The sequence below is a fragment of the Chryseobacterium sp. ON_d1 genome (assembly GCF_006829085.1).
GTDB lineage: Bacteria > Bacteroidota > Bacteroidia > Flavobacteriales > Weeksellaceae > Chryseobacterium.
The window spans coordinates 122,008-139,562 of record NZ_BJTC01000006.1; the positions used below are offsets into that span (position 1 = coordinate 122,008).

Consider the following 17,555-nt stretch of genomic DNA (forward strand, 5'->3'; position numbering starts at 1 on the left):
TGTTCTATTTTTTTGTAGCGTACGTCACTTTTAACTGTACTCTGTTTTCATTTGTTTTATCCGTTCCCGTAAGAATAATTCTGTTCATATCAAATGCTCTTGTTGTATTACGAACTCCCAAAAGGGTACCGGTAGCATTGGCAGCAAATGATCCTGCACTGATATATAATAGCTTATTCACTACTGGCTGATCATTTCCACTTGAGTCTTTTTCTGTTTTTTGTTCAACAATATCCTTTAATGCCTTGGTAACTATAAAATCATAATATTCAGGCTTATTGTCTTTACTTTTATTATAATAATACAATCCAAGACCGTTCAGTAAATCTGATGTAAATGCCAGTTTAGAGTAATCAATTGTAGTATTTGCCAATGGGTTTGTAAGAAGGATAAATCTACGGTCTTCTGTAGATCCAGTATTTTTCCAGCTGGCAGGGTCTACATATATTCTGATCTTAGCACTCAGAATACCTGCTTTATCTTTGTTGTAAATATCTCTAAGCTGGGCAATCGTCTCATCCTTAATTTTAACAGCAACAGAAGGACCTCCCATTCCCTGAACAAAAAGTCTCGCGTCACCTTCAGAAGGCTTGCTTGATGCCAGCGCACCTGCAACTGAAGTTCCTGCTCTTTCATATTCGTATAGGCCCAGGTGAGCATTAGGAGCTCCAAGGTTGAATTTAAGTGTTGTCTGCGGTCTTGTTGTAGTTCCGTTGTCCGTTTTATCATATTTATAATACATGATAAGTTCCAGATCATTAGGGGAGAACTGATACAGGTATCTGTCTGTTTCATCCACAGAAATTTTTATTCCTTTAAAATACCTGATAAAGTTAGCTGCATCCTGAAGTTCAGGCTTTCCCTTTTTATCAAGAATATGAGTCTGGAAAAAGTCTGTATTGCTCAATTTTATTCTGAATCCAAGATTTCCTGTAAACACAACCGAGTTATCGGATTTTTTCGTAACAGATAAAGAGCTGACATTGCCATCAAATACTCCTGATCCTAACAGTTCGCCAGTACTTAAAGTCTTATTGGAACGTTTGAAACTATCATCATTGGTATCTAAGAATGTAGTTACTTCATGTACATTGATTTTCATTGATTTTGAAGCACCTCCAATTTTACCGTATTTACGAACAGGATAAGTTTTTTTCTCAATCGAAACAGCCGTAGCCACTCCATCTACAGGAAAATCACTTTTATCAAATGTATTGGTCTTTAATGAATCACTTTCAAAAAAATAAGTATTCGTTGTGGTATTTGCAGGTGGTCTCACGACAAGAACCACAGAGTCTACTTTTGGATTGGCGCCGTTAAAGTCGAAATTATCTACCGGCATTCTTAACTGAGTAACATAAGATGCCCTCTGCATCCCGAACTGATTTTCAGTAAAAGCACCAAGAACTCCTACAGTTAAAGCGGTACCGCTTTCATTCAATCCGTTAATTAATCTTGACGCATCACTTCTGATTGAGTCATTATTATTATAGTTGTACGCAATAACGTCATATGAAACTTCATTTCCTTGCGCTGCATCATTATTGAACAACTGCTCGCCCAAAGAATCCGGATCAGGTTCACAGTTATAAAGGATTGTACTTCCGAAAATCGCCAGTAAAAGTATGGCGAAGGTCCTTTTAAGATTATGAGTCATTAAAAATGTGTTTTTAATAAAGTTGATTTATAGAATCTATGTCCAGATATTCCGACTTTTGGGTAGCAGTTTCATTGAAAGCCTTATCCAGGTCTTCATCAAGGAACTCATCCCCTTTCACAACGGCATCCACATAGTTCATACTTTCGATAACAAAACTTTTAATAGTTGGGTTATCTAACGCTTTTAATCCTGAAATATTATCAAACTGAAGTTTTTCATCTATTTTTTTATCCAGGTCTGCATCTTTCTCATTGTAAAGAGAAAGTACAATTTTTGCGTCTTTGAAATAAGTATCTGATTCGTAATAAGTTTTAAGATAAATTGGAACGAAAGAAGACATCCATCCGTTCAAGTGGATAACATCGGGTACCCAGTTTAGCTTTTTAATGGTTTCAATAACTCCTCTGGCAAAGAATATAGCTCTTTCGTCATTGTCTTCGAAAGGGTTTCCTTCATCATCGAAATAATATTGCTTTCTTTTGAAGTATTCTTCATTGTCAATAAAGTAAACCTGAAGTCTTTCCCCCGGAAGCGACGCTACTTTAATGATCAGAGGCTGATCCAGGTCATTGATAATAATATTCATCCCTGAAAGACGGATTACTTCATGAAGCTGGAACTTTCTCTCACTTATTTGTCCAAATCTTGGCATAAAAACTCTTACATCATTGCCTTCTTGGTGCATCTTAAGTGCCATTTTGTTTACCACTGCAGCCATATTTGTGTCTTCCTGATATGGATACATCTCTGTAGTAATGTACAGTATTTTTTGATTCGGCATAAACTTTCTATCTAATTTTTGTAAAAATGCTTTAATGTGCAAAATTACAAAAAAACATCCAACATTATTTTAATTAACATTTTTTTACGAAAATTACCTTTTCCAATTTATTAAAACCCCATATTATTATGCGATATTTTTAGTATTTTTGAAATAGTATTAAAATAAACTATGGAAGTTATAAAAAACAGGAAGGTCCTTCAGGATTTCATTGAAAGACAGAAGGAAATGGGAAAAAAAATTGGCTTTGCTCCTACTATGGGAGCCTTACACAAAGGCCATCTTTCTCTGTATGAAGAGGCAAGAAAAGAAAATGATCTTGTCATTTCTTCAATTTTTGTAAATCCAACCCAGTTCAATAATCCTGAAGATCTTGAAAAATATCCAAGAGATATTAACAGGGACATTCTTATTCTGCAGAATTCAGGGCTTGTAGATGCTGTATACATTCCTGAAGTTGCAGATATTTACCCTGAAAAAACAGAAAGTCAGCATTATGATTTTGATGGTTTGGAAAATGAGATGGAAGGAAAATCAAGACCCGGACATTTCGACGGAGTAGGAACCGTTGTAGAAGAACTTTTCAGACAGGTACAGCCAGACCATGCTTATTTTGGTGAAAAAGATTTCCAGCAGCTTGCCATTATTAAAAAAATGGTAGAGAAAAAACATCTCCCTGTTAAAATAACCGGAGTTCCTATTTACAGAGCAGAAAACGGATTAGCATTAAGTTCAAGAAACCAAAGACTTCATGAAGACCGTAAAGAAGCTTCAAAAGTTATCTATGAGACTTTAAAAAAAGTAAACGACTGGTTCAGAACCGTTACTATACCAGAAATCAAGCAAAGAGTAACTGATATTTTCGATGACCAGCAGGGAATGAAACTCGAATACTTCCTGATAGCGGATGAAAAGACACTGCAGGAAACAGATTTCTTCTATAAGGACAGAAATTTCAGAGCATTTATAGTAGTTGTTGTAGATGGTGTAAGATTAATTGACAATATGCATCTGGATTAATATATAATATACTAAAAAAACAAATGCTCTGACAGCAGTCGTCAGAGCATTTTTATTTAGGATAATTCTTATAGTCTTATTTTCAGCATTGATACAAAAATCAAAGGCCTCCTGTAGGAAGCCTTTGAAACACCAAATCACAAAATATTAATATGAAAAAAATTTACTTTTCAGTAAACTTGTGACCCGGCTGGGATTCGAACCCAGGACCCATACATTAAAAGTGTATTGCTCTACCAGCTGAGCTACCGAGTCGGCCACAATTAAATGAAATAAATTTCAATATTAATTATAAATTTTCTTTGCAGTGCCTGCGACTGGACTCGAACCAGCACATCCTTAGGAAACCACCCCCTCAAGATGGCGTGTCTACCAATTTCACCACGCAGGCAATAAAATCACAAATCAAGTAATTTTTATTGCTAGTGACCCGGCTGGGATTCGAACCCAGGACCCATACATTAAAAGTGTATTGCTCTACCAGCTGAGCTACCGAGTCGGCCACTTATTATAACAAGTTTTCATTTAAGTAATGTCCCTTGTTTTAAGTGGTGCAAAGATATGACTTTTTTCTTTATCTCAAAACTTTTTCGCAAATTTGTTTAAAAAAAATTCATGGTAATTTCATTGATCGGATACATGGGAAGTGGCAAATCTCACATTTCCAAAATATTAAGCGAAAAAATCAATTTTAAATTAATTGACCTCGATAAAGAGATTTCCAGAAGAAATAAATTAACCATTCCTGAAATTTTCGAAAAGAAGGGGGAGATTTACTTTAGAAAGCTGGAAAGAGAGGCTCTGGAAGAGATATTGGCATCAGAAGAGAATGTGGTTTTAAGCCTCGGCGGAGGAACTCCTGTATATTATAACAATATGGAGATCATCAATCATAACTCCCAAAGTGTGTTTCTAAGAAGCTCTGTGGGAACATTAGTTGAAAGACTTTCAAAACAGAAAGAAAAAAGGCCATTGATTGCCAACATATCTGATGAAGACCTGCCGGAATTCATCGCCAAGCATTTATTTGAAAGGAATCAATTTTACAGTAAGGCTCAGTTTAGCGTGGGAACAGATTCCCGGGAGCCAGAAGATATTGTTAACGAAATAATAGAAAAGCTCTATCTCTAGAGCTTTTATTTTTTATTTAATCTTCATCATCCGCTTCACCATCTACCTCTCCAAAGAAATCATCCCAGTCTGTAAAGTCTGAGTCGATATCATTTCCTACATATTCATCCATTTCTCTTCTGTCTTTTTTAGTAGGCCTTCCCTCTCCTTTATTTCGGTAATAGTCTTGTGACATCTTACGAAGTTTCAGCAATTCATATTGTTCTTTATCAGTCACATCCTGGATATGAAGCGGTACCAGTTTGGCTCCTATCCTGCTTTTAGGAATCTGAATTACCTTTATTTTATAATCAATCTGATTCTTACGGATTTTAATCGTATCCCCCTCTTTTACCTCCTTAGATGACTTTACGGCAGACGTTCCTATAGAAACTCTGTTCTTTTTAATCTCCTCTGCTGCAATACTTCTCGTCTTATAAAAACGAATGCTCCATAAAAATTTATCTATTCTCATAATTTTTTATACTTTTGCCGTTATATTATTTGTAAAGTAATTAAAGTTTTTTGAAATGAAAAAAATATTTTTATATATCCTTGCAGGATCTTTGTGTTTTTCTGCATGTAAAAAAGATGATTCGATTGACACCTATGTAGAGCCGGAAGACATTGCAACACAAAACAGCTATGATGATCAGGCCATTAAGAAATTCATGGATGAAAACTATCTTGACGCACAAGGTAATATAAAAGCATTCAGTTCTACGGATACTACAGATGATAATGAGAAAAAACTATCTGAACTGAATCCTGTAACGCTTCCTTCAGGAACCATCTATATCGTCAGAAACGGAGCTCAGCCTGTAAACCCAGGTGCTGATCAGGTCATTAAAAATAATGACATCCTTACCTTAATGATGAAAGCTACCACTTATCTTGCAATTAATACAGACGGACAGTCTTCATTTACTTCTTCGACATCCTTTGTAAACACAATCAACGGAAGTGGTATTCCTATAATTGATCCTAAATTTTATTATATTTCTAATGTGGAAGGCAAGAAGGATCCATTGATAGCAAACGCAACAACTGACGCTGCAAAACAACCAAGCTATTATACAATTGAAGGATTTAATGAAGCTATGCAGAAGTTTACAGCATTTAAAGATTATTCCAGCGGATCACCTTATAATCTACAGGGAGTAATTATTGTTCCTTCAAGAGCTGCTTTTGCAAGAGATCCATATTATACAGGCTACAGTTCTGTTTCACTTAGAAATAAGACTTTTGTTTTCAACTTCCAGGTATACGGAAGAGCAGACAGGCCATAAATAATATTAAGTTTAAATAAAATAATAACCCCGCAATCATTGTTGCGGGGTTTATTTATATCAGTATTCTACAGAATTACGATCTTGCTTTCTGCTTTACATTCCCTAAGATATCCGGGAAATATAGATCTGCAAGGTGATCAAACTCATCTCCTCTCATGAACATAGTGGCATCTACCTCTTCGTAAGAATTTCTTCCTGCTGCTGCAATCAGCTCATTACAAGTATGCAGTGTGTTTTTATGGAAGTGATATACTCTTTCTGCTTTATCTGTCACATCAAGTCCTTTAATAAGCATCTTATCCTGCGTTGCTACTCCTGTAGGACAGTTGTTTGAATTACATCTCAATGCCTGAATACATCCTAAAGAGAACATAAACCCTCTTGCATTGTTACACATATCAGCTCCCATGGCCACTGCTCTCAGGATATCAAGACTCGTAAGCACCTTGCCGCTGGCAATTACTCTTAATTTGCTTCTTACATTATAATTATTAAGCGTTCTGTTTACAAAAATCAAAGCGGGTTCTAATGGCATCCCTACTCCATCCGAGAATTCCGGTGGCGCGGCACCTGTTCCTCCTTCCGCTCCGTCTATCGTGATAAAGTCCGGATAAATCTTCAGGACATTCATTTGTACACAGATATCTTCAAATTCTCTAGTATCTCCGATACAAAGTTTAAAGCCAACCGGCTTTCCTCCGGAAAGATCCCTCAATTGCTGTACAAACCTCAACAGCCCAGCAGCATCGGAGAAAGCTGTATGTGATGGTGGCGAAATAACGGTCATTCCCGGTGTTACGTGGCGGATCGCTGCAATTTCCGGAGTATTTTTCACCCCTGGAAGGACACCCCCATGCCCCGGTTTTGCTCCCTGTGACAATTTGATTTCAATCATTTTTACATTCGGAAGGGTAGCATATTTGGTAAATAATTCAGGATTGAATTTTCCCTCGTCGTCACGGCATCCAAAATACCCTGTTCCAATCTGCCAGCACAGATCTCCTCCTTCCATATGGTAAGGTGAAATTCCTCCTTCTCCGGTGTTATGATAAAAGTTTCCTTTTTTTGCTCCTCTGTTCAGAGAAATCTGTGCTCTGTCACTCAACGCTCCGAAACTCATAGCAGAGATATTGAATAAAGAAGCATGGTAAGGCTGTGTACACTGCTCACCTCCTACCCACACTCTCGGAAGTTCTTCTGATGGTGACTTTGCGTAAATAGAGTGCTTGATTCCTTCATATTTCCTGTGGTTCACTTCCAGCTGTGTTCCGAAAGCTACTGTATCACTTAAATTTTTTGCACGTCTGTATACTGCAGAACGCTGGTTTCTTGGAAACGGTTTCCCGTCTGTCTCCCTTTCAATGAAGTATTGTTGCATTTCAGGTGAAATACTCTCGAAAAAATACCGGAAATATCCTAATACAGGAAAGTTTCGCAAAATAGCATGTTTCGATTGGTACGCATTGTAAACACCCAATGCATAAATTGCGGATAACAGCGTTGGTATCCAATAATGCGCTCTGATCAGTATTGCTATAATCCATGTAGCAACTACCAATACGATTCCCCAAGATAAAAACTTATCTCTCATGAATGTAGTATTTAAAGTTTAAAAATAAATTTAGTAGAATTTTTGCAAAGAGCCTATGCTTTTGCTAAAAAATTTTGGTAAGAAGATTGCACAGAAACCGTGCCATCTGACAGGATTTTTTCTAAATTCAGAAATTCAATTTGATTTACGGATGCAGGATCAAAGTCTTTCTGAACTCTCACATAATTTTCTGTGAAGCCAAACATTTTCCCATCTTTATTTTCGTGCTCCCAAAGAACAGGAAGTGTCTTTCCAAGTTGCGTCTGGTAAAATGCCATTTTCTTCTTCTCAGAAAGAATTCTCAACATTTTATTACGCTTTTTCCTTTCTGCTATAGGAACTACTCCATCCATTGCAGCAGCTTCAGTATTTTCTCTTTCAGAATAGGTAAATACGTGAAGGTAAGTAATAGGAAGCTCATTAAGGAAATTATACGTTTCCATAAATCTTTCCTCTGTTTCTCCCGGGAATCCTACAATAACATCGACACCGATAGCCGCATCAGGCATTACCTCGCGGATCTTGTTCACTCTGTCATTATAAAGTTTAGTCAGGTAACGACGCTTCATTTTTTTCAGGAGCTCATCACTTCCGGACTGTAAAGGAATGTGAAAATGAGGAACGAAGCTTCTGCTTTTAGAAACCAGTTCAATACTTTCATCTTTTAAAAGGTTGGGTTCAATAGAAGATATGCGAATTCTTTCTATTCCATCTACTTTATCCAGCTCTGAAATAAGATCAAGAAAAGTATGCTCGTGTCTTTTATTTCCAAACTCTCCTTTACCGTAATCACCGATATTTACACCGGTAAGAACAATTTCTTTGATGTCTTTTGCAGCGATCTCCGTGGCATTTCTGAGTACATTTTCTATGGTATCAGAACGTGAAATTCCTCTAGCCAATGGAATGGTACAGTAGGTACATTTATAGTCGCAGCCATCCTGTACTTTCAGGAAAGCTCTGGTTCTGTCTCCAATAGAATAACTTCCGATAAAAAAATCGGTTTCTTCAATTTCACATGAATGAACTACTCCTTCATTTTCAGATTTCTCCAAATCGTCAAGATAACTCAGAATATTGAATTTTTCTTTTGCTCCCAAAACAAGATCAACACCTTCAATCTGTGAAATTTCTTCGGGTTTCAGCTGTGCATAGCATCCAACAATTACTACCAGTCCTTCCGGATTGGCTTTCATTGCTCTTTTTACGTGAAGTTTACATTCACGGTCAGCATTTTCTGTCACAGAACATGTATTGATAACATACACATTCGCTTTTTCATCAAAACTTACCTTCTCATAACCTGCATCTGTTAATTGACGGGCAATAGTAGATGTTTCTGCAAAGTTTAATTTGCAGCCCAGTGTATGAAACGCGGCAGTTCTGTGAAAAGTTGACATTTGTTACTCCTGAATTTTATGGGTGCAAAGATAGTAATTTTAATAAGAATGCAAGATTGATTCAATCTATTGTTTATATTCGCCCCTCACTTCGGGACTGTTTTGAAAACAGACAGGTGATGAATTGATTTCCTGATCCGGGTTTGAAAATCTGGTTTTCATTTCTGTATTAAACTCCTGAGAACGGTTTCTGGCTATAGAAAGTGTATTCCAGTCTTCATTTTTTATCATTTTAGCAATATACACGATCTGCCCGATGTGATAAGGATAATGAGCCAATTGACGCATAACAGCATCTATCACAGAATGGGCTTCTCCCCTGATATATATTGTTGAATAAAGATTCTCATCATTTATTTTGTCAAGAGCATTAAAAAAACAGATCCAGCCTTTTTCCCAATACTCAAGGACTTCCTCTTTAGTTGTAAAAGAGTTGACAAATTCGTCATCACGGTTACGAGAAGATTTTTCTCCATCTTCTGTAAGGAAATTGGTCCATCTTGAAAGCATATTTCCAGCAATATGCTTTACTATTATGGCAATAGAATTACTTTCATCATTATACTGCCAGAACAGCTGCTCCTCCGTAAGCTGATTAAAGGTTTTATCACCAAGCGATTTATAGTATTCAAAGCGTTTTACAAACAGGCCTTTCATTCTTTCTATTTTGATATCTAATTTAAAATAAAAACCACTTCGTTTGAAGTGGTTTTATCTATATGTTTTATTTATTATTCCCTGTTTTTCACCAGAACCCAGCCTGTGTATTTAATTGCTGTATTCTTTTTATCATTTTCATTCCATGTGATAGAATACCAGTAGGTTCCTGTAGGGACTCTTCTTCCGCCCTGGGTACCATCCCATTTATAACCATTTGACCTGTCTGCCTGGAAGATCTTATTTCCGTACCGGTCAAAAATATTCATGATCAGGTTTTGTTTGTTGGCCAGTGCGGAATAGTCGATCACATCATTTATTCCGTCTGCATTAGGGGTAATTACATTGATCAGATTAGGCACAACGATTCCGATTTCTATAGGATCACAGTCATAAGCATCTTTTACATATACTTTATGGTCTCCTCTTGAAAGGTTATTGAAAACATTGGAATCCTGCCAGATGATATTATCTATTGAATACTTGTAGGCAGGTGTTCCTCCAATTACAGATACCGTGATTGTATTATTCGAAATATCAATACCGGAAACCACCGGCTGCTCTGAAGGGAGCACTTTTACAGTCTGTGTCGTGATACATTCTCCTGTTTTAAGCTTTACCCAATATACTCCTATCCCTGCTTTGATGGTCTGTGTAGTCGCTCCAGTACTCCACTCATAACTCTTAAATCCAGGTCCTGCATCCAGTATTGTCTGGTCTTCCGCACAGATAGTCACATCTTTAAGCTTATCAGAATATACCGGTGGAATAACCGCTAAAGTGATCTTTGCTATATTATAACATCCCTGGGCATCAGAAACTCTTACATATACAAATCCATTAGGTGCAATATAGTTATTGGCATTCAGAATCTCATTTGTCTGACTGACAGCATCTGTCAATGATGGATAATATTTTTTTGTAGGATTAGTCTGCCCTGTTACCGAAGCATTAACAAGATTGAAAGAGGCTGTTGACGGATTGGATTCTATAAAGCATGACCTCAGGGTCGCTTCATTGACTACTACAACCGGGTAGAATTTCAGGGTAATCTGTGCCACTGCGGTACAGCCGAATTCCGAGATTACTTTCACATAGATGATTCCCTCTGCAGACACAAATGCCATTGGGGTGGTTATTTCATTGGTCCCGGTATTGAGATCAGCCATCGTGTGATAATATTTTTTAATAACATTTGGGTTTGAAATGACATCCGCTGTTGTTAAATCAAATAAAGCGGTACCTGCATTATTATTGTTACACTCGGTCAATGTTGCATTCTTAGCCGTAATAGAGCCATTTTTAAATTTAAATGTTCCGACCTGTTTACATTTATTAAGCGGATTGGCGGCATTGGTGGGATCAGTATAATTGATACTGTAATAGTAAACTGTTGTTGTATTGACTGTGATAGGAGCTGTGATAGGATTATTCCCTGTTAAGGCCTCATTCTGACTCAGATGATAACTTACTCCAAAGTTTTGATTTCCGTTGAGAATTCCGGAAGATAGTGTAGAAAAATCAAATAAAGCAGTAGCAGAGCAAATTACAACTTCTCTTGGATCAGCAGGATTGGCTGCCGGAATTCCGGGAGGATTAAATGGCTGAGTCTGAATATTGGGATCTGTAAATGGTGAAGCCAGCGTTGCAGTTCCGCCCCATGTCAAAGAAAACGGAGCTGTGGTAGAACTGGTACTGCTCACCCAGTTATCAATAAATAAATAATAGGTCTGCCCTGGCAAAACATCAAGATATTTGCAATAAGGAGTCAGAGAACCTCCTGCAGCACTTAAAAGAGTACTTGTCATATTCAATCCTGTAGCAGGACCAGGCCCTATAACCGTCGCCGCGTTACAACGTATGGGTGAACCCAAAGTACCGCAGGTCACATTAGGACCAAAAATAGCCCAGTCATAATCGGCATCCGGATTATTCGGTACCAGATCGAAAGTGAGGGTTCCTCCTGTAGCAATAGTAATTTTATACCAAATTGAATTATGTTCCCCGGTAAAGTCTATACAACTTCCCGAGTTGACCAATTCTTTTATATTACCATATCCCGTTGGACTATAAGTGATATTTGAGTTTCCACAAACTGAAAGTGCAGTGGCACAATCCGCCTGAGCATAGAAAGTATGAGAGAGGCTTAAAAATACAAATAGTAGAAGTTTTCTCATAGATTACATGTTTTTATGGTTACACTAGCTATACATCACATTGATACTCAATGCACATCAAATATACCCATAATTTAATTACAAACAATAAAAACTAAATAATTTTAAACTATTTTAAATTAAAACATCAAATAATTTAGAATTATTCATATTATTCAAAATTAAAACACAAAATAACCAAACGAAAAACACTACTTTATGCTTGTGATATTTCCACACAGATTTTCAAGGTGAAATATTTTATGAAAAGGACTTTTCACTTCTTTCAGATGCTCTTTATCCTGAATAAAAGTATACCTTGAGGCAATAGAATTCATATCAGAAACAATAACCAGCCAGCACTCATCTACAGATGTATCGTAATAAGGAAATTTTTCATTCTTCTTTTCAATAAGTTCCAGAATCTTTTCAGAGCACAATTCATCAAACAGATTCATACTGTATTCATGGGTAATAAAAACATTTCTCCGGTGGAAAGACTTTCTTACACTTTTTACACAGCCAACGGGTTTATTTCTTTTAATGCTTTTGTAAATACTGATGATATTTTCCTGCTGCACTTCCAGATTATCAAATTTAGTTTCCGGGTGGAATTCTAAAAAATAAACACCACGATATTTCGTAGTGTCTTCCTGTTCTAATAATATTTCTGCCTGACGGAACATCTTATTCAAAGTACTTTCCACTTTCTTCATTTCCAGATGATTGATTACTTCAGTCAGTTCTATTCCAATTTTTTTGTCGTTAAGTTTTGCGATAAAGTCCGGACTCTCGCAGGTAAGGTTTTCAAATTTGACTTCGGGGAAATGATGCATAAAAGAGTTGAGAAGAAGAATCTCAGATTTTTTTCTGTACTTTTCACGGTCATGAAGCGGAGATTCGTCTATGGTACGGTGATACTTCTCTATGGGCTTTTTTTTCAAATGCCTGTTCAGGTAATATAAACTCAGATTCTTGATCAGATCTTCATCAGAAAACGTCTTTTTCATGTGTGATTTTTTTATTTAATTAAAGAACACATGCAGCCATTGGCTTTCATCATTAAAAGTTTTTGATAATCAAAAATTTACACACTTAAAGATAAGTAAAAAAACAATTCAATGCTTTGTTTTAAAAATAATTTATCTATTAATTAATGTAAAGTTTATTTTCATAATTAATACCTTTGTTTTTTTAAACACAAACCCACATTTATGGATTTCAGGAATTTCAGAATACCTTACAATATCAATCCTCAATATTCCAAAAAAACAGTCTATTTCTCGATGGAATTTGCTCTTGAGCAAGTACTGAAAATATATTCGGGCGGACTTGGCTTTCTTGCAGGATCTCACATGAGAAGTGCTTATAACCTGAAACAAGATCTTATCGGAATCGGAATTTTATGGAAATTCGGCTATTATGACCAGGCCAGAAATCACGATCAGACTTTACAGCCCGTATGGACAAGGAAAATGTACAGCTTCCTTGAAGACACCGGAATCAAATTCCAAATCGAGATCCACAGTGCTCCGGTCTGGGTAAAAGTATGGTACCTTGATCCTGAAATTTTCAATACAGCACCCATGTTTTTCCTTTCTACAGATGTTCCGGAAAATGATCATGTTTCCAAAACGATCTGCCATAAGCTGTACGATGCCAATGAATCTACAAAGCTTGCCCAATATATTTTATTAGGAAAAGGTGGTGCCAAGTTACTGGATGAAATGAATATTGAAAGAGAGGTTTACCACCTTAATGAAGCTCATGGACTTCCGGCCGCCTTTTATCTTCTGAAAAAATACAACGGGGACCTTAATAAAGTGAAAGAAAAACTCGTTTTCACAACCCATACTCCTGAAGAAGCAGGTAATGAAAAGCACAGCTTCAGATTATGCTATGACATGTCCTATTTTTCAGGCTACAGCATGGAAGAAGTAAAAAAAATTGAGGGCTCTGATGATGACCGCTTCAACCATTCTCTTTGTGCATTAAGAATGGCAAGAATGGCCAATGGGGTTTCTCAGCTTCATGGTGTAGTTTCAAGAGCCCTGTGGAGTAAATATCCCGGCATCTGCGAAATAACTTCTATCACCAATGCTCAGGAATTTAAATATTGGGCAGACAAACCTTTATATAACGCAAAGGATGAAAATGATGCCACTGTTTTCGACTTCCGCAAAAAATATTTAAAGAAAAAACTGTTCAGCATTGTTGCAGATCAAACAGGAAATTTATTTAACCCTAATATTTTTACCATTGTATGGGCCAGAAGATTTGCAGGGTATAAGCGTGCAGAACTTCTTTTACATGATAAAGAAAGATTTTACAGACTGCTGAACCATCCTAAATATCCGGTACAGATTATCTGGGCAGGAAAACCTTACCCAATGGATTACTCTGCCATTTCTACTTTCAATACATTAGTTGAAGAAAGCAAAAATCATAAAAACATGGCTGTCCTTACAGGATATGAGCTTTCTTTAAGTAAATCTTTAAAACAAGGATCTGATGTGTGGCTTAACAACCCACGGGTTCCAAGGGAAGCATCCGGAACCTCAGGGATGACGGCCGCAATGAACGGATCTGTGAACTTATCCACAGATGACGGCTGGATCCCGGAATTTGCCAAACATAAGGAAAACTCTTTTGTAGTCCCTAAAGCAGATTACCTGAACATGAGTATCTATGAACAGGATAATTATGATTTAAACCAATTATATGAAATCCTTGAAAACGAAATACTTCCCACTTACTACGATCGTCCCGATGAGTGGAGAAAAATCCAATACAATGCTATGAATGATGTTAAGGATCACTTTAACAGTGACAGGATGGCGGATGAATATTACAGAGTGCTTTATAACGAATCGAAATAATAAAAAGCGAATAGGCACACTTGCCATTTTTGCTCTTCAACAAAAATGCCCGGAAGTTTTCCGGGCATTTTTATTAAGTTTATTTACTTTTTTTCTTGGCAGGCACTTTAAGGCCTTTTTCTCTCGCTTCAGAAATACCGATAGCTACGGCTTGTTTTCTGCTTGTCACTTTCTTTCCGGAAGAAGACTTCAGTTTTCCTTCCTTGAATTCGTGCATCACTTTTCCTACTTTGTCCTGAGCTTTTTCTGAATATTTAGTCTTGCTCATGATATTTTTTTTTAAGATTTTGGCAGGGATACCCCTAATTCATAAACGCAGGCATGTTTCAAATATTTTGAACGCTCTCTCGATGTTACCGATTCAAAATGATCATTTTTAATCACAATGATCGGGTCTTCCGCATTTTCAATTTCAAAATTGGCAAAATATCTTTCATCCGGCGGAGACTGCTGTTGTTTGGCTTTGATTTTCTGCAGTTCATCCGCATATTTTCTGAACCCCGGATCTGAAGAATGGATAAATTTATATTCATCGCCTGCATACACATAGTAATGAAGTTTTTTTTCTATCAAACCCGCTTCATCAGTAATTTCGGGATTATCATTTCCGTCTCTGAATACGACTTCCACCAATGTTCCTCCTTTTTTATGAGCACATTCTTCAGCGTCCTTAAAACTGGAAAAACCTGTGTAAACAATCCGGTCGTTTAATACATAACGGTTGAGTTTCTGGTTGTATGCATTCGTTTCCATAATTATTATTTGATTTGATTATAGATAATGATATTCAATTTTTTTGCCAAAAAGCGTATTTCAAAAGCTTTTTTACACATTTTAATAAAATCATTATCTTTGAAATCCATTACTAATTAGAAATGAAAAAACTACTTTTAACTCTTACTGTAGCGGCTGTATTTCAAAATCTGTCAGCACAGGAAATCACTTTAGATAAAATATATTCTGGATATTACCGCGGAAAAGGCATTGCGGGGATTACTTCCATGAAAAACGGAGAAAACTATCTTGTTATCGAACCATCAGGAATTGCAAAATATTCTTACAAAACTTCACAAAAGGAAGGTAATCTTGTAGACGGAAAGTTTGAAAGCTATATCTTTTCTGATGATGAATCTAAAATCCTTTTACAGGTGGGGAGTCAGCCTATTTACAGACATTCTTTTCTGGGAAAATTCGATGTTAAAGATTTAAAGTCCGGAAAAATAATCAGTCTGAATGAAGGAAAACCGGTTCAGGAACCCACATTTTCACCTGATGCTACAAAAGTGGCCTTTATTTCTGAAAATAATCTTTTCTATCAGGATCTTACTTCTGGAAAAATCATACAGATTACTACTGACGGTAAAAAGAATTCAATCCTGAATGGTTTGGCAGATTGGGTATATGAAGAGGAATTCGGACATGCAAGACAATATGAATGGACAAAGAATTCTGATGCGATCGTATTTGTAAAGTCTGATGAAAGCCAGGTTCCGGAAATTTATATTCCAATTTATGGAAAAACCCTTTATCCGGCTGAAATGCGCTATAAATATCCGAAGGCCGGAGAGAAAAACTCTGTAGTTTCAGCACAATTATACCGCCTTGACAGCGGAAAAACAATGCAGTTAAACCTGGGTTCTTTTAAAAACTATTACATCCCGAATGTATTCCAGACAGCAAAGCCTGATGAAATTGTTTTAATTACTTCTGAGAGAATCCAGAATGCTTCAGATATCTTAAAAGTAAACACCAAAACTGGTGCTGTTCAGAAATTATTTACTGAAACAGATGACAAATGGATTGACACGGACAGTCCTACGCTGGAATTCCTTGAAGATGATTCTTTCCTTTGGGCTTCTGAAAGAGACGGAAACCGACACCTTTACTGGTATGATAAAGACGGCAAGCTGAAAAAACAGATTACCAAAGGGAATTGGGAAGTAACCGATTATTATGGATTTAATCCAAAATCTAAAGAAATCTACGTTCAGACCACTGAAAAAGGAAGTATCAATAAGGTTGTTTCCAAAGTAAATATCGAAAACGGAAAAACTCAGCTGATTTCCAATGCGGAAGGAAACAATTCTGCCAATTTCAGCAAGAACTACAACTATTTCATTGAAACTTCTTCTACCGCTGCAAGACCATATACTTATGTTTTAAAAGATGGTAACGGAAAAGCGGTGAAAGAACTTCAGAACAACAATGATCAGCTACAGAAGTTAAAAGCAGATAATTTTGTTGAAAAAGAATTCATCACCATTCCGAATGCTGTTGGCGATCAGATGAATGCCTGGATCATGAAGCCTAAAAATTTTGACCCGAATAAAAAATATCCGTTATTTATGTTCCAATACTCCGGACCGGGATCTCAGCAGGTAGCAAACTCATGGGATAACGGAAATGCTATGTGGTTCAACCATCTTGTGCAAAAAGGATATATTGTCGCTTGTGTGGACGGGCGTGGAACCGGTTACAAAGGAGCAAAATACAAGAAAGTAACCTATATGAACTTAGGAAAATACGAGATTGAAGATCAGATCACTGCTGCAAAGTGGTTTGGAAACCAATCTTATATTGATAAAAGCAGAATAGGAATGTTCGGATGGAGCTTTGGTGGGTATATGACCAGCCTGGCCATGACAAAAGGGGCAGATGTTTTCAAGATGGGAATTGCTGTTGCACCGGTAACCAACTGGAGATATTATGATTCTGTGTACACAGAAAGATTCATGAGAACTCCTCAGGAAAACCCTGATGGATATGATAAAAACTCTCCTACAGAATATTCTAACCTTTTGAAAGGAAAGTTCTTATTAATCCACGGAACGGCTGATGACAATGTTCACTTCCAGAATTCTATGGAGTTTTCTGAAGCTTTGATTCAAAATAAAAAACAGTTTGATTTCATGGCTTATCCTGATAAAAACCACGGAATTTATGGTGGACAGACAAGACCACAGCTCTATCAGAAAATGACGGATTTCATTTTGAATAATTTATAATATC

15 protein-coding genes and 3 tRNA genes are annotated in these 17,555 nt (G+C 36.8%); 5 read left to right on the plus strand and 13 right to left on the minus strand.

Going from position 1 to position 17,555, the window contains the following annotated elements:
* Positions 1–4: 4 nt before the first annotated feature.
* Complete coding sequence (locus tag CRS_RS10990) at positions 5–1,657, minus strand: DUF4270 family protein (protein WP_142724113.1); 1,653 nt, start codon at positions 1,655–1,657, stop codon at positions 5–7.
* Between the two features lie 13 nt (positions 1,658–1,670).
* Entirely contained in the window at positions 1,671–2,441 is a 771-nt protein-coding gene (locus tag CRS_RS10995) for a glycogen/starch synthase (RefSeq protein WP_142724114.1), read from the minus strand.
* Between the two features lie 171 nt (positions 2,442–2,612).
* Between CRS_RS10995 and panC the strand changes: the two genes are divergently transcribed.
* The gene (gene panC, locus CRS_RS11000) at positions 2,613–3,461 is read left to right on the plus strand and encodes a pantoate--beta-alanine ligase (protein WP_142724115.1); all 849 of its coding nucleotides are present in this window, start codon (positions 2,613–2,615) and stop codon (positions 3,459–3,461) included.
* A gap of 182 nt (positions 3,462–3,643) precedes the next feature.
* On the opposite strand, the gene CRS_RS11005 is transcribed toward panC, so the two are convergent.
* From CRS_RS11005 to CRS_RS11015, 3 genes are all read right to left on the minus strand, one after another.
* Positions 3,644–3,716, minus strand: a tRNA-Lys gene (locus CRS_RS11005).
* Positions 3,717–3,769: 53 nt separating this feature from the next.
* Positions 3,770–3,852, minus strand: a tRNA-Leu gene (locus tag CRS_RS11010).
* 35 nt (positions 3,853–3,887) lie between these two features.
* Positions 3,888–3,960: transfer RNA gene (locus tag CRS_RS11015), tRNA-Lys, on the minus strand.
* A 116-nt stretch (positions 3,961–4,076) separates the two neighbouring features.
* On the opposite strand from CRS_RS11015, the gene CRS_RS11020 reads away from it, so the two are divergent.
* Positions 4,077–4,592, plus strand: a complete 516-nt coding sequence (locus tag CRS_RS11020) for a shikimate kinase (RefSeq protein ID WP_142724116.1) — start codon at positions 4,077–4,079, stop codon at positions 4,590–4,592.
* 16 nt (positions 4,593–4,608) lie between these two features.
* Here the strand turns inward: CRS_RS11020 and CRS_RS11025 are convergent, their stop codons facing one another.
* On the minus strand, positions 4,609–5,046 hold the full coding sequence (locus CRS_RS11025; protein WP_142724117.1) for an RNA-binding S4 domain-containing protein: 438 nt from the start codon (positions 5,044–5,046) through the stop codon (positions 4,609–4,611).
* Positions 5,047–5,101: 55 nt separating this feature from the next.
* On the opposite strand from CRS_RS11025, the gene CRS_RS11030 reads away from it, so the two are divergent.
* On the plus strand, positions 5,102–5,860 hold the full coding sequence (locus CRS_RS11030; RefSeq protein WP_142724118.1) for a TrkA C-terminal domain-containing protein: 759 nt from the start codon (positions 5,102–5,104) through the stop codon (positions 5,858–5,860).
* Between the two features lie 76 nt (positions 5,861–5,936).
* Here the strand turns inward: CRS_RS11030 and CRS_RS11035 are convergent, their stop codons facing one another.
* The 5 genes from CRS_RS11035 to CRS_RS11055 all read right to left on the minus strand — a co-directional run bounded on the left by CRS_RS11035 (position 5,937) and on the right by CRS_RS11055 (position 12,677).
* Complete coding sequence (locus CRS_RS11035; RefSeq protein ID WP_142724119.1) at positions 5,937–7,454, minus strand: FMN-binding glutamate synthase family protein; 1,518 nt, start codon at positions 7,452–7,454, stop codon at positions 5,937–5,939.
* A gap of 53 nt (positions 7,455–7,507) precedes the next feature.
* Positions 7,508–8,854 carry a tRNA (N(6)-L-threonylcarbamoyladenosine(37)-C(2))-methylthiotransferase MtaB gene (mtaB, locus tag CRS_RS11040; RefSeq protein WP_142724120.1) on the minus strand — a complete coding sequence of 449 codons (1,347 nt, stop codon included), beginning with the start codon at positions 8,852–8,854 and terminating at the stop codon, positions 7,508–7,510.
* A 66-nt stretch (positions 8,855–8,920) separates the two neighbouring features.
* Entirely contained in the window at positions 8,921–9,511 is a 591-nt protein-coding gene (locus CRS_RS11045; RefSeq protein ID WP_142724121.1) for a DUF1572 domain-containing protein, read from the minus strand.
* A 74-nt stretch (positions 9,512–9,585) separates the two neighbouring features.
* Positions 9,586–11,688 carry a T9SS type B sorting domain-containing protein gene (locus tag CRS_RS11050; protein WP_142724122.1) on the minus strand — a complete coding sequence of 701 codons (2,103 nt, stop codon included), beginning with the start codon at positions 11,686–11,688 and terminating at the stop codon, positions 9,586–9,588.
* 191 nt (positions 11,689–11,879) lie between these two features.
* A complete protein-coding gene (locus CRS_RS11055; protein ID WP_142724123.1) occupies positions 11,880–12,677 on the minus strand; it encodes a hypothetical protein in 798 nt (265 codons plus the stop codon).
* A gap of 204 nt (positions 12,678–12,881) precedes the next feature.
* Here CRS_RS11055 and glgP point away from each other — a divergent pair, with 204 nt between their 5' ends.
* Complete coding sequence (glgP, locus tag CRS_RS11060) at positions 12,882–14,546, plus strand: alpha-glucan family phosphorylase (RefSeq protein WP_142724124.1); 1,665 nt, start codon at positions 12,882–12,884, stop codon at positions 14,544–14,546.
* A 79-nt stretch (positions 14,547–14,625) separates the two neighbouring features.
* Here the strand turns inward: glgP and CRS_RS11065 are convergent, their stop codons facing one another.
* Together CRS_RS11065 and CRS_RS11070 are read right to left on the minus strand one after the other, a co-directional pair.
* Positions 14,626–14,814: a DUF6496 domain-containing protein gene (locus tag CRS_RS11065; RefSeq protein WP_065400615.1), complete on the minus strand. Its 189-nt coding sequence runs from the start codon at positions 14,812–14,814 to the stop codon at positions 14,626–14,628.
* Between the two features lie 11 nt (positions 14,815–14,825).
* Positions 14,826–15,299: a hypothetical protein gene (locus CRS_RS11070; protein WP_142724125.1), complete on the minus strand. Its 474-nt coding sequence runs from the start codon at positions 15,297–15,299 to the stop codon at positions 14,826–14,828.
* Positions 15,300–15,421: 122 nt separating this feature from the next.
* Here CRS_RS11070 and CRS_RS11075 point away from each other — a divergent pair, with 122 nt between their 5' ends.
* Entirely contained in the window at positions 15,422–17,551 is a 2,130-nt protein-coding gene (locus CRS_RS11075; protein ID WP_142724126.1) for a S9 family peptidase, read from the plus strand.
* Positions 17,552–17,555: the final 4 nt, after the last annotated feature.